This window comes from Pseudomonas sp. 22490, assembly GCF_052044465.1.
GTDB classification, from domain to species: Bacteria; Pseudomonadota; Gammaproteobacteria; order Pseudomonadales; family Pseudomonadaceae; genus Pseudomonas; species Pseudomonas aeruginosa.
Genome location: NZ_JBQENS010000029.1, coordinates 57,545 through 72,608 on the forward strand (window position 1 = coordinate 57,545; position 15,064 = coordinate 72,608).

Annotated in this window: 17 protein-coding genes and 1 tRNA gene; 9 read left to right on the top strand and 9 right to left on the bottom strand. The window is 67.5% G+C overall.

The features are described 5' to 3' along the window. Positions 1-40 precede the first annotated feature (40 nt). Positions 41-1,522, top strand: coding sequence for a hypothetical protein (locus ACTJJX_RS26580; protein ID WP_016852229.1), 1,482 nt, complete (start codon positions 41-43; stop codon positions 1,520-1,522). 36 nt (positions 1,523-1,558) lie between these two features. Here the strand turns inward: ACTJJX_RS26580 and ACTJJX_RS26585 are convergent, their stop codons facing one another. The 8 genes from ACTJJX_RS26585 to hisB form a co-directional block, all read right to left on the bottom strand. Further along, entirely contained in the window at positions 1,559-2,314 is a 756-nt protein-coding gene (locus ACTJJX_RS26585; protein ID WP_003096075.1) for a substrate-binding periplasmic protein, read from the bottom strand. A 149-nt stretch (positions 2,315-2,463) separates the two neighbouring features. Then, complete coding sequence (locus tag ACTJJX_RS26590) at positions 2,464-3,216, bottom strand: substrate-binding periplasmic protein (protein WP_003106330.1); 753 nt, start codon at positions 3,214-3,216, stop codon at positions 2,464-2,466. A 90-nt stretch (positions 3,217-3,306) separates the two neighbouring features. Then, the gene (locus tag ACTJJX_RS26595; protein WP_003106332.1) at positions 3,307-4,053 is read right to left on the bottom strand and encodes a substrate-binding periplasmic protein; all 747 of its coding nucleotides are present in this window, start codon (positions 4,051-4,053) and stop codon (positions 3,307-3,309) included. A 155-nt stretch (positions 4,054-4,208) separates the two neighbouring features. Continuing rightward, complete coding sequence (gene hisF, locus ACTJJX_RS26600; protein WP_003106334.1) at positions 4,209-4,979, bottom strand: imidazole glycerol phosphate synthase subunit HisF; 771 nt, start codon at positions 4,977-4,979, stop codon at positions 4,209-4,211. 10 nt (positions 4,980-4,989) lie between these two features. Beyond that, positions 4,990-5,727 carry a 1-(5-phosphoribosyl)-5-[(5-phosphoribosylamino)methylideneamino]imidazole-4-carboxamide isomerase gene (hisA, locus tag ACTJJX_RS26605; RefSeq protein WP_003106336.1) on the bottom strand — a complete coding sequence of 246 codons (738 nt, stop codon included), beginning with the start codon at positions 5,725-5,727 and terminating at the stop codon, positions 4,990-4,992. Positions 5,728-5,775: 48 nt separating this feature from the next. Continuing rightward, entirely contained in the window at positions 5,776-6,036 is a 261-nt protein-coding gene (locus ACTJJX_RS26610; protein WP_003112624.1) for a DUF2164 domain-containing protein, read from the bottom strand. Positions 6,037-6,039: 3 nt separating this feature from the next. Then, entirely contained in the window at positions 6,040-6,678 is a 639-nt protein-coding gene (gene hisH, locus ACTJJX_RS26615) for an imidazole glycerol phosphate synthase subunit HisH (RefSeq protein WP_003096087.1), read from the bottom strand. Continuing rightward, the gene (hisB, locus tag ACTJJX_RS26620) at positions 6,678-7,271 is read right to left on the bottom strand and encodes an imidazoleglycerol-phosphate dehydratase HisB (protein ID WP_003096088.1); all 594 of its coding nucleotides are present in this window, start codon (positions 7,269-7,271) and stop codon (positions 6,678-6,680) included. Before hisB ends, hisH begins: the two co-directional genes overlap by 1 nt. Positions 7,272-7,431: 160 nt before the next feature. On the opposite strand from hisB, the gene ACTJJX_RS26625 reads away from it, so the two are divergent. The 8 genes from ACTJJX_RS26625 (at position 7,432) to ACTJJX_RS26660 (ending at position 14,231) form a co-directional block, all read left to right on the top strand. Beyond that, entirely contained in the window at positions 7,432-7,830 is a 399-nt protein-coding gene (locus ACTJJX_RS26625) for an acetyl-CoA sensor PanZ family protein (protein ID WP_003112623.1), read from the top strand. 36 nt (positions 7,831-7,866) lie between these two features. Continuing rightward, positions 7,867-8,103 carry a hypothetical protein gene (locus ACTJJX_RS26630; protein WP_003121252.1) on the top strand — a complete coding sequence of 79 codons (237 nt, stop codon included), beginning with the start codon at positions 7,867-7,869 and terminating at the stop codon, positions 8,101-8,103. Then, positions 8,100-9,206: an NAD(P)/FAD-dependent oxidoreductase gene (locus ACTJJX_RS26635; protein WP_003123650.1), complete on the top strand. Its 1,107-nt coding sequence runs from the start codon at positions 8,100-8,102 to the stop codon at positions 9,204-9,206. The genes ACTJJX_RS26630 and ACTJJX_RS26635 overlap by 4 nt, the downstream gene beginning before the upstream one ends. Before the next feature lie 93 nt (positions 9,207-9,299). Further along, positions 9,300-11,552 (top strand): AsmA family protein, encoded by a 2,253-nt coding sequence (locus tag ACTJJX_RS26640; protein ID WP_003105535.1) that lies wholly within the window; start codon positions 9,300-9,302, stop codon positions 11,550-11,552. Beyond that, the gene (gene mutY / locus ACTJJX_RS26645) at positions 11,549-12,616 is read left to right on the top strand and encodes an A/G-specific adenine glycosylase (protein WP_003096098.1); all 1,068 of its coding nucleotides are present in this window, start codon (positions 11,549-11,551) and stop codon (positions 12,614-12,616) included. The genes ACTJJX_RS26640 and mutY overlap by 4 nt, the downstream gene beginning before the upstream one ends. A 43-nt stretch (positions 12,617-12,659) precedes the next feature. Then, positions 12,660-12,932: an oxidative damage protection protein gene (locus ACTJJX_RS26650; RefSeq protein WP_003096100.1), complete on the top strand. Its 273-nt coding sequence runs from the start codon at positions 12,660-12,662 to the stop codon at positions 12,930-12,932. Between the two features lie 27 nt (positions 12,933-12,959). Further along, on the top strand, positions 12,960-14,042 hold the full coding sequence (locus ACTJJX_RS26655; RefSeq protein ID WP_003105538.1) for an oxidoreductase: 1,083 nt from the start codon (positions 12,960-12,962) through the stop codon (positions 14,040-14,042). Between the two features lie 113 nt (positions 14,043-14,155). Next, positions 14,156-14,231, top strand: a tRNA-Phe gene (locus tag ACTJJX_RS26660). A gap of 56 nt (positions 14,232-14,287) precedes the next feature. Here the strand turns inward: ACTJJX_RS26660 and ACTJJX_RS26665 are convergent. Further along, a complete protein-coding gene (locus ACTJJX_RS26665) occupies positions 14,288-15,025 on the bottom strand; it encodes an SDR family NAD(P)-dependent oxidoreductase (RefSeq protein ID WP_003096148.1) in 738 nt (245 codons plus the stop codon). Positions 15,026-15,064: the final 39 nt, after the last annotated feature.

A 15,064-nucleotide genomic window follows, 5' to 3' on the forward strand; every position in this document is an offset into this window, starting at 1 on the left:
GTTAAGGTGACGTCCTCGTCATTCCTGCACGGACGCACCGATGGCCCGCCCTTCCCCTCCCATGCCCCTGCTCGCCGCCGCCCTGCTGGTCGCAGGCGCGATTCCCCTCGGTTTCATCTGGATCCTCACCAGCGCCAAGTTCGAGATAGGCGGCGCCAGCCCCGGCGAGAGCACCGTCGGCAAGGTCGAGAACATCGACCAGCGCGCCATGGAGCAATTCTGCACCGGCGTGCGGGCGACGCCCGCCGGCACCTGGCTGGTAGGCCGGCGCGAGGTCGGCCGCGACGAGCAGGCTCTGCCCGAGGGCGTCATCGACCTGGACCTGGTGGCGGCCGCCCAGCCCAGGGAAGAAGAGTCCGAACCCCACCTCTTCAACTTCCTCAACGGCATGCTGCTATCCGGCGGCGATCCGGAAACCACCTATGTCTCGCGCCTGGGCGCGGACGGCGTGTTCCACGAAGTGGCGCGGCTCGGCGAGACCGCCTGCCTGGAAGTCACGCCGGACGGTTCCAGCGTCTTCCTGCTCACCGGCCTGCGGCGCCCGGGCAAGGACAACGGTCAGCGCGAGCAGACAGTGGTGCTGCGCAGCGACGACCAGGGCAAGAGCTGGCGGCGGCTCGAGGAAGGCTTCATGGCCGAGGCGAATCGACTGGGCTGGGCTCTCGCACCGCGCTTCCACGGCAAGGACGAAGTCTGGGTCTGGGGTGATTTCGAATACGGCGGTGCCGATGGCGGCCGGGAACCCGGCCAGCCGAGCGGGCTGTTCTATTCGCCCGACCGCGGCGCCAGTGTCGAGTCGATCGCCACCTCCGCGCCGCTGCTGGTCGACCTCGCCTACGCCCGCGAGTTGGCGCCGAACGGCGTCAGCTGGGGCGACTACAACGGCAAGCACGGGCAGATCAAGGCACACGTCGCTCAACTGGACGCGGAGCGTGCCGCGATCTGGGTAAGCCAGACCTTCCGCTATGGCCCACCCGAGGGGCGCTACCTGACCAGCTCGATATTGGTCACCACCCAGGCCGAACTGCGCCGCGAGGGCGGACGCTGGCGGATGGGCGCGATCCGGCGCACCGACGGCGTGGCCGTCGAGCGCCTGGAACAGAACACGGACGGTCGGGTTATCGCAGTGCTCGATCACCCGGACGAATCGCGCTCGCTGATCGCCGAGCTCGATCGCGACGCGCTCGAATGGAAGATCACCGGCAAGCTGCCCAGCCCGTTCTGGCCCCTGCCGTCCAGTTCCGGGCTGCGCGAGTTCTACATGGGCAGGAATGTGCTGCTGGCCAACACCATGAGCCACTACGAAGTGCCGCTGTGGCTGTATCCCGACGAGGAGCCGGCGAGCGTCTCCGCCAACGCGGTGTACTACTCGGACGACTGGGGCTCATCCTGGCGCCGCCTGGACATCGCCGGCTACCTCGGCGTGCTCGGCTTCGACGAGGCGCACGACCGGGTGTTCTGGGCCCGCGGCAACTGGTACGACAGCCGCGACCTCGGCGTCCAGGCCTACGACCTGAACTGAGCCCCCTCGCCGCGCCGGCGGAGGGGCGCCCGCCAGTCAGAGGTAGTTGGCGACGGCTTCGTCGACGAAGCCTTCCTGGCGCATCTGCTCCAGGGCCTTTTGCAGGCGCTCCACCACCTCGTCCGGAGTGTCCTTGTTCAACGCCAGGTAGAGCTTGGCCTCGTTGAAACGCAGCACCGTCTGCAGGCCGGACACGCCTTCCTGCTTGGCCAGGTAGCGGCCGACCGGATCGGTGGTGGCCCACAGGTCGATCTGCCCGCCGGTAAGCTTCTTCACGTTTTCCTGGTCGCGCAGGGCGTTGATCACCGGGATGCCCTGGGCCTCCAGGTGCTGGCTGACCGCGTCGTTCTTGTAGGCGCCGAGCTTGTAGCGGGCGGCGTCCTTGAGATTCTTCACGGCGATCTTGCTGCCGGCCGGCGCCAGCAACACCCAACTGGTGTCGGCCAGCGGGCCGACCCATTTGAACTGCGGCACCCGCTCGGGGGTGTAGGTCATGGAGAACAGCCCGTAGCCGGGCTTGTCCAGGGTCAACCGGTACAGGCGGTCCCAGGGGAAGCGCAGGCTCAGGGAATAGCCGATGCCGGCGCGCCTGAACATCTCCCGGACGATGTCGGCACTGATGCCGTCGATGCCATCGTCGCGGGCGAAGTTCTTGTCGTCCACCGCCATGTTGAAGGGCGGGAAGTTCTCGGTCAGCAGCACCACCTTGTAGTCGGCGGGCAATTCGGCACGGGCCGCGGAGGCCCCCAGCAACACCCCCAGGATCAGGGTCTGGATCAGGACTTTCAGCATGGTCACACCGCTCGCTTGGTTATCGTTATTGGCTAGCGGCATCCCTGCGTCAGGACGAAATACCTGGCTCGTCGGCCTTCCATGGCATTGCCGGCGGGGCCGGCAAAGGCGTTTCCCCGCCCGGCCCCCTGTTGGCCGGACGGAGCGAATCAGAGATAGCTGTTGAGGATGTCCTCGACGAAACCTTCCTTGCGCATGCCGTCCAGGGCTGCCTGGAGCTTCTGCACCACTTCGTCGGGAGTCTCGCGGTTGAGCGCCAGGTACAGCTGGTCGCTGTTGAAGCGCAGCACCGTCTTCAGGCCGGTCACGCCTTCCTGCTTGGCCAGGTAGCGCCCGGCGGGATCGCCGCTGGCCCAGAGGTCGATCTGGCCCTTGACCAGCTTCTGCGCGTTTTCCTGGTCGCGTAGCGCCAGGTCGGCCTCGAAACCGTTCTTGCCGAGGAACTCGGCGATGGCATCGCCCTTGTAGGCGCCGATCCGGTATTTCTTCGCCTCGTCCAGGCTGCCCAGGGTGATCGGGCTGTCGCCCTTGGCCAGCAGCACCCAGTCGTCCGGGCCGATCGGACCAACCCACTTGAACTTGTCCTCGCGCTCGGCCAGGCGGGCGGTGACGAACACCCCGTAGCCGGGCTTCTCCAGCGCCAGCTTGTAGATGCGGTCCCAGGGGAAACGCAGGGTCAGGCTGTACTTGATGCCGGCGCGCTTGAACATCTCGCGGACGATATCCACGGCGATGCCGTCGATGTTGTCTTCCTGGGCGAAGTTCTTGCCGTTGATCGCCATGTTGTACGGCGGGAAGTTCTCCGTGAGCAGGACCATGCTGTAGTCGGGATCGGTTTCGGCGCGCGCGCCGCCGACCAGCAGCAGGGTTGCGAGCAGCGCGAAGAGCAGGCTTCTTTGCATTGTTGTCATCCTGTCAGGGGCCTGGAGCGAGGCAGAATAACCAGCGCCGCGCCGCCAGGCCAGCCTTTTGCCAGCATCGCCGGCGAGGCGTCAGTAGCGCTCGCGGATCTGCTTCAACAAGCCTTCGCTGCGCAGCGCGTCGACCGCCGTTTGCAACTTCTGCACCAGCTCGTCCGGGGTGTCCTTGTTCAGCGCCAGGAACAGCTCGGCGGTATGGAAACGCTGGACCACCTTCACCTCCTTGAGGCCCTCGCGCTGGGCGACGTAGCGCCCGCTCGGATCGGCGGTGACCCAGAGATCGATCTGCCCACTGGCCAGCTTGTCGACGTTCTCGTTGTCGCGCAGCGCCAGTTGCACCTGCAGGCCGCGGTCGACCAGGTGCTGACTGATGGCGTCGTTCTTGTAGCCGCCGATCCGGTAGCGCGCGGCGTCTTCCAGGCTGTTCAGGTGGATGCTGCTGTCGCCGCGAGCCATCAGTACCCAGTCGTTGACCGCCAGCGGGCCGACCCACTTGAACTTGTCCTCGCGCTCCGGCGTACGGGCGGTGGAAAACACGCCATAGCCGGGCTCGCTCAGCGCCTGCTGGTAGACCCGGTCCCAGGGGAAGCGCAGGATCAGCTGGCACTCGATCTGCGCGCGCTCGCAGGCGGCGCGCACGGTATCGGTGCTGATGCCGCTGATGCCATCGTCCTTGGCGTAGTTACCGCCGTTCACCGCCATGTTGAACGGCACCAGGTTCTCGGTCAGCAGGACCAGGGTTTCGGCGCGCGCCAGGGCGCTAGCGCATAGCAGGGCCAGGCTGCCGACGCAGCCGAGAGCCAGACGGAAGATGGACATGGAGGACTCCCTGTCGGTCGCAATGTTTGTCGTTATGGCAGGGCATCGGCGCTCTAGCGGCACCTGATGCGGGGGGCGTGACTGTACCTGAAAGAAAGCCGCGCGAGTGTCGACTCGCGCTCAGGAATGGCTAGCCGATCACCGGCCCTGTGNCCTCAGCGCACCACGATACCGCGGCTGGCCAGGTAGGCCTTGGCTTCCGGCACGGTGTACTCGCCGAAGTGGAAGATGCTCGCCGCGAGCACCGCGTCGGCCTTGCCCTCGAGGATGCCGGCGGCCAGGTGCTCCAGGTTACCGACGCCGCCGGAAGCGATCACCGGCACGTTCACCGCCTCGCTGATGGCGCGGGTCACGCCCAGGTCGTAACCGCTCTTCACGCCGTCCTGGTCCATGCTGGTCAGGAGAATCTCGCCAGCGCCCAGGTCTTCCATCTTCTTCGCCCAGAGCACGGCATCCAGCCCGGTGGGCTTGCGCCCGCCATGGGTGAAGATTTCCCAGCGCGGCGCCTCGCCCGGGGCGGAAACCTTCTTCGCGTCGATGGCGACCACGATGCACTGCGAGCCGAAGCGGTCGGCGGCCTCACCGACGAACTCGGGGTTGAACACCGCGGCGGTGTTGATCGAGACCTTGTCCGCGCCGGCATTCAACAGGTTGCGGATGTCCTGCACGCTGCGTACGCCGCCGCCCACGGTCAGCGGAATGAACACCTGGCTAGCCATGCGCTCGACGGTATGCAGGGTGGTGTCGCGCCCGTCGACGCTGGCGGTGATATCGAGGAAGGTGATCTCGTCAGCACCCTGCTCGTCGTAGCGGCGAGCGATCTCGACCGGGTCGCCGGCGTCGCGGATGTTCTCGAACTTGACGCCCTTGACCACTCGGCCGTTGTCCACGTCGAGGCAGGGGATGATGCGTTTTGCCAGTGCCATGCGGTTCGCCTCAGGCCTTGAAGTTGTCGCACAGCGCCTGGGCTTCGGCCACGTCCAGGGTGCCTTCGTAGATCGCCCGGCCGGTGATGGCGCCGATGATCCCCGGGGTGCGGGCGTCCAGCAGCTTCTGGATGTCGCCGAGATTGTGGATGCCGCCGGAGGCGATCACCGGGATCCGCGTGGCATTGGCCAGCGCGGCGGTAGCCTCGACGTTGCAGCCCTGCATCATGCCGTCCTTGGAAATATCCGTGTAGACGATGGCGGACACCCCGTCGGCCTCGAAGCGACGAGCCAGGTCGATCACCTGGACTTCGCTGACCTCGGCCCAGCCGTCGGTGGCGACGAAACCGTCCTTGGCATCCAGGCCGACGATGACCTTGCCCGGGAAGGCGCGGCAGGCCTCGCCGACGAACTCAGGCTGCTTGACCGCCTTGGTGCCGATGATGACGTAGCTGACGCCGGCGCGAACGTAATGCTCGATGGTTTCCAGCGAGCGGATGCCGCCGCCGATCTGGATCGGCAGGTCCGGGTAGCGACGGGCGATGGCGGTGACCACCTCGCCGTTGACCGGCTTGCCTTCGAAAGCGCCGTTCAGGTCCACCAGGTGCAGGCGGCGGCAACCGCCATCGACCCATTTGGCGGCCATCGCCACCGGATCGTCGGAGAAGACCGTGGCGTCTTCCATCAGGCCCTGGCGCAGACGCACGCAGGCGCCGTCTTTCAAGTCGATCGCGGGAATGATCAGCATCGGTGAACCCTGTTCAAGTCTGTATTCGGTGGACAGGCGCGCGGAAACTCAACTCTTTTCCAGCGCCCAGACATCGCTCTCGATGCTTTCGAACCGTTCCTTCAGGTACGACTGCACGTCGAGGATGGCCTTGTTGTAGAAGTACGGGGCGAACTCGCGGGCGAAGAAATCGAGCAGTTCCTCGGCTTCGAAGGAACCCAGCTCCAGTTCGAAGCGGTCCTCCATGAAGCGCTTGATCGCCAGTACCGCGTCCTGAGTCTGCGCGGCGTCCAGCTGGAGGATCGGCGTATTGCTCTTCGCCCTGGCCATGACCTACCAGCGCCCGTCCCAGGCCACGAAGTTCTGCAGCAGTTGCAGGCCGTGGGTATGGCTCTTTTCCGGGTGGAACTGCACGGCGAAACGCGAGCCTTCGGCCAGCGCGGCGGCGAAATCGACGCCGTAGTGCCCGTGCCCCACCACCTGGCGCGGGTTACCGGCCTCGATGTAATAGCTGTGCACGAAGTAGAAGCGCGCCTGGTCGGGAATCTCGTGCCACAACGGGTGCTCCACCGCCTGGCTCACCTGGTTCCAGCCCATGTGCGGCACCTTCAGGTGCTCGCCGGCTTCGTGCAGGTCCTTGCCGAAGAAGCGCACCTGGCCGGGGAACAGACCGATGCAGTCGACCCCGTCGTTCTCCTCGCTGCGCTCCAGCAATGCCTGCATGCCGACGCAGATGCCGAGGAACGGGCGGTCCTGGCTGACCTCGCGGACCAGGGCGTCGAAGCCCAGGCGGCGGATCTCGGCCATGCAGTCGCGGATCGCGCCAACCCCGGGGAACACCACCCGGTCGGCCTCGCGGATCACCGCCGCGTCGCTGCTAACCAGCACCCGGCCGGCACCGACGTGCTCAAGGGCCTTGGCCACCGAGTGCAGGTTGCCCATGCCGTAGTCGATCACGGCTACCGTCTGCATCACAGGCACCCTTTGGTCGACGGCATCTGCCCGGCCATCCGCTCGTCCAGCTCGATGGCCATGCGCAGCGCGCGGCCGAAGGCCTTGAACACGGTCTCGATCTGGTGGTGGGTGTTGTGCCCGCGCAGGTTGTCGATGTGCAGGGTCACCTGGGCGTGGTTGACGAAGCCCTGGAAGAATTCCATGAACAGGTCGACGTCGAAGCCGCCGACGCTGGCACGGGTAAAGGGAACGTGCATCTGCAGGCCGGGCCGCCCGGAGAAGTCGATGACCACCCGCGACAGCGCCTCGTCGAGGGGCACGTAGGCGTGGCCGTAGCGGCGGATGCCCTTCTTGTCGCCGATGGCCTTGGCGAAGGCCTGGCCGAGGGTGATGCCGATGTCCTCGACGGTGTGGTGATCGTCGATATGCAGGTCGCCCTTGCACTCGATGTCCAGGTCGATCAGGCCGTGGCGGGCGATCTGGTCCATCATGTGGTCAAGGAAGGGAACCCCGGTATCGAACCGGGCCTTGCCGGTCCCATCCAGGTCGATGGAGACCTTGATCTGGGTCTCCAGGGTGTCGCGCGCGACGGATGCCTTGCGTTCGGCCATCACCAGCTCCACAGCTAACACTGCACGTAATTATAAGAGGGCCAGCATTATAGGCAGGCCCGGGCTGGCGCTGCCAGCCGCGACCGTCGGCGCGAATCGCCCCACGGGCGGCGGGCCAGGCCTTACACTGCGCTCCTTTCTTCCCGCCGCGGAGAGCCGCATGCCCGTGATCGTCGAAACCCTCGCCCAACCCAGCGCCCAGGATCGCCTGGACCTGGCGAAGATCTACGCCGACGCGCCGGACTGGCTGTTCGCCCCGCATGCCGACGGCGCGGCGCTGGTCGCGGCCGGGCTGGCCGCCGGCGAGCTGATCGCCGGGCGCTTCAACGACCGCCTGCTGGGTGCCGCCCTGCTGCGGCGCGGCGACGACGCCTGGCAGCTGTCGCACCTTTGCGTGCGCGGCATCACCCGCGGCCGCGGGGTCGGCCGACGCCTCCTCGACGAGGCCCGGCGCCTGGCTGCCGAAGCCGGCAAGCCGCTGCGCCTGGTCGCCCCGGACGGGCACCTGGAGGCCCGTGCCCTCGCGGCACGCCACGGGCTGCCGCTGGACAGCCTCTGATATGCTCGGTGGCGGTCCCCGCCACGGAGCTTCGCCATGTCCTTTTCCTCCGCCGAACGCGCCGCCCTGCTTGCCCTCAAGGGGGTCGGCCCGACCGTGCTGCAACGCCTGGAGCAGATGGGCCTGGACAGCTTCGTCCGGCTGCGCGACTGCGACGCCGCGAGTATCCTCGCCCAGGGCGCGGCCCTGACCGGCTCCAGTTGCTGGAAGAACAGCCCGCAGGCGCGGGCAGCGATCATCGCCGTGCTGCAGCGCGCAGCCAGCGACGCATGAACGACGTCGACGTACTGGTAGTCGGCGCCGGCGCCCTCGGCCTGGCCTGCGCCGCGCGCCTGGCCGAAGCCGGCCACGGCGTACTGGTGGCGGAGCGCGAACGGCTGGTCGGTAGCCACACCTCCAGTCGCAATTCCGAAGTGATCCACGCCGGCCTCTACTACCCGCCCGGCTCGCTCAAGGCCGATCTCTGCCTGGAAGGCCGCGAACGCCTGTACGCCTGGTGCGCCCGCCACGGCGTCGGCCACCGGCGCATCGGCAAGCTGCTGGTGGCGGTGGAGGAAAACGAGCGCGAGAGGCTCCAGGCCCTGGCGGCCAACGCACGCGCCTGCGGGGTCGACGACCTGATGCCGCTGGACGGCACCACGCTGCGCGCGCTGGAGCCCCAGGTCCGCGGGGTCGCCGCCCTGCTCTCGCCGAGCACGGGAATCATCGACAGCCACGCCTACCTGCAATCGCTGCAGGCCGTCGCCGAACGCCACGGCGCACAACTGGCGCTGGACACCCGGGTCGACCGCCTGGAGCGCCACGCCGGCGGCTGGCGCGCCGAAGGACAGAGCGTCGGCGAAGCGTTCCGGTTGCGCGCGGGCTGGGTGGTCAATGCCGGCGGCCTGTTCGCCCAGGCGCTGGCGCAACGCACCGAAGGCCTCGATCCGCGCCTGGTGCCGGCGCTGCACCTGTGCCAGGGGCGCTATTTCTCCTACAGCGGCCGCTCGCCGTTCCGCCACCTGGTCTACCCGATGCCCGAGGCGCGCACCGCCGGGCTCGGCATCCACGCCACCCTCGACCTCGGCGGCCAGTTGCGCTTCGGTCCCGACGTGAATTACGTGGACAACCTCGACTACCGCGTCGACGAATCCCTCCGCCCCGCCTTCGCCCAGGCCATCTCGCGCTACTTCCCCGGCATCGATCCTCGGCGCCTGGCCGCCGGCTACGCCGGCATCCGGCCCAAGCTCGGCGGGCCGGGGGAACCCGCCGCCGACTTCATCATCCAAACCCCTGCCGAACACGGCCTGCCCGGCCTGGTCAACCTGTTCGGCATCGAGTCGCCCGGCCTCACCGCCAGCCTGGCGCTCGCCGAACGGGTCGCCCGCGCACTCTGAGACGAGGTTTCGCCGCGCGCAGGGTCGGCCTGGCAAAACGGCGTTGTTATACTCGCCCGCACATTCACCGCTGCCAGCACAAAGGATTCGTCCATGAAAGCATTCGGCAAGGTCCTGGGGCTGTTCTTCCTGGGACTCTTACTGCTCGTCGTGGCCCTGGGCTTCGCCCTGACCCACCTGTTCGATCCCAATGACTACAAGGACGAAATCCGCCAGATCGCCCGCGACAAGGCCAACCTGGAGCTGGACCTGAAGGGCGACATCGGCTGGAGCCTGTTCCCCTGGCTGGGCCTGGAACTGCACGACACCAGCATCGCCAGCGCCGCCACGCCGACCAAGCCGTTCGCCGACCTGCAGATGCTCGGCCTGTCGGTGCGGGTCCTGCCGCTGCTGCGCAAGGACGTGCAGATGAGCGCGATCCGCGTCGAAGGCCTGAGCCTGGACCTGGTCCGCGACAAGCAGGGCAAGGGCAACTGGGAAAACATCGGCAAGCCGGCCCAGCCCCAGGCCCCGGCCGCTCCTTCCGCCACCCCGCCGGCAGCGGACGGCAAGGGCGCCCAGGCGCAGGCACCGGAGCAGGCGCCGCAGAACGACAGCCCGCGCACCCCGATCAAGCTCGACATCGACAGCCTCAACGTCAACAACGCCCGCGTCACCTATACCGACGAAGCCAGCGGCAAGCAGTACAACGTCGAGGGCATCGAGCTGAGCACCGGCGCCATTCGCGAAGGCAGCAGCATTCCGCTGAAGCTCAACGCCTACCTCGGCACCAACCAGCCGGTGGTACGGGTCAAGACCGAGCTGACCGGCAACCTGCGCTTCGACACCGCGCTCAGGCGCTACCAACTGGAAGACGCCAGGCTCTCCGGCGAAGCCTCGGGCGAGCCGCTGCAAGGCAAGACCGCCACCTTCTCCGCCCAGGGCCAGTTGCTGCTCGACCAGTCGGCGCAGATCGCCGAGTGGAACGGCCTGAAGCTGAGCGTCAACCAGTTGCGCGCCCTCGGCGAACTGAAGGCCCGCGAGCTGGACAAGGACACCAAGTTCAGCGGCGGCCTGTCGATCGCGCCGATGAACCTGCGCGAGTTCCTCGCCGGCATCGGTGTGACCCTGCCGGCCATGGCCGATGCCAACACCCTCGGCAAGTTCGAGCTGAACACCCGCCTGGCCGGCAGCCGCAACAGCCTGAATCTCGAAGACCTCAAGCTGGGTCTGGACGACACTGCCTTCAGCGGCCGCTTCGGCATCGCCGATTTCGCCAGGCAATCGCTGCGCGCCCAGCTCAAGGGCGACAAGCTCGACCTCGACCGCTACCTGCCGGCCAAGGCCAAGCAAGCCCAGGATGCCGCCAGCGCCACGCGCAAGGCGGAAGTCGACGCCACCGTGGCCAGTGCCGCCCAGGGCAACACGCCGCTACCGGAAAAACCGACCAGGCAGGCCTGGAGCGACGCGCCGCTGCTGCCCATCGCGACCCTGCGCAAGCTCGACCTGGACGTGGCGCTGAACTTCGGCCGGCTGACCGTCGAGAAGCTGCCGATCGACGACGCCAGCCTGAAGCTGCGCGGCCAGGGCGGCGTGATCAGCCTCGACGACATGCGCGGCGGGCTGTACAACGGCCGCTTCAACGCCAAGGCCAACCTCGATGTACGCCAGGACAGCGCCGTGCTGACCGCCACCAAGCACATCGCCAACGTGCCGGTGGAGCGCCTGCTCGAAGCCCAGGGCAAGAAACCGCCGGTGAAGGGGCTGCTCGACCTCGATGCCGACATCCGCACCAGCGGCAACAGCGAGAAATCCTGGATCGACCATCTCAACGGCAACGCACGCTTCAGCCTGATCAACGGCGTGCTGCCCGACGCCAACCTGGAGCAACAGCTCTGCCAGGGCATCGCTACCCTCAACCGCAAGGCCCTTGCCGGTACTCACGGCGGCAAGGACACGCCTTTCCGCGAGCTCAAGGGCAGCCTGAACTTCACCAACGGCGTGGCCAGCAACCCTGACCTGAAAGTGGCCATTCCCGGCCTGGCGGTCAGCGGCCACGGCGATATCGACCTGCGCGTGCTGGGCATGGACTATCGCATCGGCGTGGAGATCCAGGGCGACAAGAGCGACATGCCGGACCCGGCCTGCCAGGTCAACCAGCGCTACGCCGGCATCGAATGGCCGCTGCTCTGCCGCGGCCCGCTGGAACTCGGCGCCAAGGCCTGCCGCCTGGACAAGGAAGGCATGGGTAAGGTCGCCGCGAAACTGGCCGGCAATCGCCTCAACGAAAAACTCGAAGAGAAGCTCGGCGACAAGGTCAGTCCGGAGCTGAAAGACGCACTCAAAGGGCTGTTCAACCGCAAATGACACCTGAAGGCTTCAACGGCGCGGTCCTCGACTGGTACGACCGTCACGGTCGCAAGGATCTGCCCTGGCAGCAGGGCATCACCCCCTACCGGGTGTGGGTCTCGGAAATCATGCTGCAGCAGACCCAGGTCAGCACCGTGCTCGGTTACTTCGACCGTTTCATGGCAGCGTTGCCCGACGTCGAGGCACTGGCCGCGGCGGCCGAGGACGAAGTCCTGCACCTGTGGACCGGGCTCGGCTACTACAGCCGTGCGCGCAACCTGCACAAGACCGCGCAGATCGTGGTCGAGCGGCATGCGGGGGAGTTTCCCCGCGACGTCGAGCAACTCGCCGAACTGCCCGGTATCGGCCGCTCCACCGCTGGAGCCATCGCCAGCCTGTCGATGGGCCTGCGCGCACCGATCCTCGACGGCAACGTCAAGCGCGTACTGGCGCGCTACCTGGCGCAGGACGGCTATCCCGGCGAACCGAAGGTGGCCAGGGCGCTGTGGGAAGCCGCCGAACGCTTCACCCCGCACGCACGGGTCAACCACTACACCCAGGCGATGATGGACCTCGGCGCCACCCTCTGCACGCGCAGCAAGCCCAGTTGCCTGCTTTGCCCGCTGGTCTCCGGCTGCCGCGCGCACCTGCTCGGCCGCGAAGCCGATTATCCGCAGCCCAAGCCGCGCAAGGCGTTGCCGCAGAAGCGCACGCTGATGCCGATCCTGGCCAACCGCGACGGCGCCATACTGCTCTACCGGCGGCCTTCCAGCGGACTCTGGGGCGGGCTCTGGAGCCTCCCCGAACTGGACGACCTCGACGGCCTCGAACCGCTCGCCGCGCGCCATTCCCTGGCCCTCGGCGAGCGCCGCGAACTGAGCGGCCTGACCCATACCTTCAGTCATTTCCAGCTCGCCATCGAGCCCTGGCTGGTGGCGGTGGAAGGCGCTCCGCGCGCCGTGGCCGAGGGCGACTGGCTCTGGTATAACCTCGCCACCCCGCCGCGCCTGGGCCTCGCCGCTCCGGTGAAGAAGCTGCTCAAGCGCGCAGAACAGGAACTCGGACGCGGCACGACCGCGTGAATGCCGGGCCCGCGGGCCCGGCGGCAACTGCAGGAGAACGACCATGAGCCGCACCGTGATGTGCCGCAAGTACCACGAAGAGCTGCCCGGCCTCGACCGCCCGCCGTATCCTGGCGCGAAGGGCGAGGACATCTACAACAACGTGTCGCGCAAGGCCTGGGACGAGTGGCAGAAGCACCAGACCATGCTGATCAACGAGCGTCGCCTGAACATGATGAACGCCGAGGACCGCAAGTTCCTCCAGCAGGAGATGGACAAGTTCCTCTCCGGCGAGGACTACGCCAAGGCCGACGGCTACGTGCCGCCATCCGCCTGACCCCCACCCCGCCCAACGGAGGCCGCCATGACCCCATCCCTCTCTGGCCTGCCTCCGATCCGCACCGCGCTGATCGGCTACGGCTTCGCCGGCAAGACCTTCCACGCCCCGCTGATCCGCGCGGTACCGGCGTTGTGCCTGGAGCACGTGGTCTCCCGCGACCCTGGGCGGGTGCACGCCGACCTGCCCGAAGCCCGGGTCAGCGCCGATCCGGATGAGGCCATCGAGGCCGCCGACATCGACCTGGTGGTCATCGCCTCGCCCAATGCCACCCACGCCAGCCTCGCCGAACGGGCCTTGCGCGCCGGCAAGCACGTGGTGGTGGACAAGCCGTTCACCGTCACCCTGGCCGAAGCCCGGCGCCTCGCCGACCTCGCCCGTGAACGGCCTGGGCAGGTCCTCTCGGTGTTCCAGAACCGGCGCTTCGACAGCGACTTCCTCGCCGTGGAGGCCGCCCTGCAGGCCGGCAGCATCGGCCCGGTGCGCTACTTCGAGTCGGCCATCGAGCGCTTCCGTCCGCAGGTCCGCGACCGCTGGCGCGAACACGACCTGCCCGGCTCCGGGCTGTGGTTCGACCTCGGCCCGCACCTGCTCGACCAGGCACTGTGCCTGTTCGGCATACCGCAGCGTGTGCACGGACACCTGCGCCGGCTGCGCGAGGGTGCGCAGACCGACGACTGGTTCGAGGTCCTGCTCGATTATCCGCACTGCCAGGTAGCGCTGCGCGCCAGCATGCTCGCCGCCAATCCGGCGCCACGCTTCAATGTGCACGGCGACCACGGCAGCCTGCTCAAGGCCGGCGCCGACATCCAGGAAGCGCAACTGCTCCAGGGACTGCACCCCGGTTCCGCCGGCTGGGGCCGCGATCCCGACCTGCTGCAGCACATCGATGGCCAGGGCCTGCGCCAGTCGCTGGTCACCCCGGCAGGCGACCAGAGCCGCTACTACCAGGCGCTGGCCGCCGCCATCCGCGGCCAGTCGCGCAACCCGGTGTCGGCGCAACAGGCCTGCGCGCTGATGGCCCTGCTGGAGTTGGCACGACGCTCCGCCGAGGAAGGCCGAAGCCTGCCGGTGGAGCTGCGCGACGAGGAACGCCAGGCCTGGAACTGAGGCCCGGCAGTCCGGCGGAAACCGCGAGGGGATCGTAAGGCGTTAAAAAACAAAAAAAATTTCTTCGCCGGTGTTGACACTGCCGCGCTAAACCCGTTTAATTGCGCCCCGTTGCCCAGGTAGCTCAGTTGGTAGAGCAGGGGATTGAAAATCCCCGTGTCGGCGGTTCGATTCCGTCCCTGGGCACCATGAATACGACGAAAAGGCTCACCTCCGGGTGGGCCTTTTTGCTTTCCGCCGTTCGCCTAGACGTGCTGCCCGCCGTTGACGTGGATTTCCGCGCCATTCACGTAGGATGCACCGCTGGTGCAGAGGAAGTAGATCAGCGAAGCGATCTCCTCCGGCCGGCCGAGGCGGTGCAGCGGGATGCTGCGCTCGACGATCTCCTCGGTGCCCGGCGACAGGATCGAGGTGTCGATCTCCCCCGGCGCGATGGCGTTCACCCGCACCCCATGCGGGCCGAAGTCGTGGGCCATCTCGCGGGTCAGCGCGGACAACGCCGCCTTGGAAGTGGCGTAGGCCACCCCGGCGAACGGATGCACCTTCGAGCCGGCGATGGAGGTCACGTTGATCACCGTTCCCTGCGCCGCCTTCAGCTCGGCGAACAGGCCGCGCGCCAGCAGCGCGGTGGAGAACAGGTTGACGTTGAACACCCGCAGCCAGGTGGCGTAGTCGGTTTCCAGCACACCGAGGCGCTCGCCGCCTTCGCCCTTGGGCGAGATGCCGGCATTGTCCACCAGCGCGTGGAGCCGGCCGTCGCCAAGCTTCTCGCGGATCAGTTCCAGGCTGGCCTCGACGCCGGGAATGTCCTCCAGGTCCAGATGGATGTGGTTTTCCTCGCCGTCCGCCCAGGGACATTCGCTGGCCCAGCTCTGCCGCGACGCGGTGAACACCCGCCAACCCGCGGCATTGAAGTACTTCACCGTGGCATGCCCGATACCGCGGCTCGCCCCGGTCAGCAACAGGGTCTTTCTCTCCGCCATACGCCCTCCGTGAAGGCCTGCTGGAATGAACGCGACTCG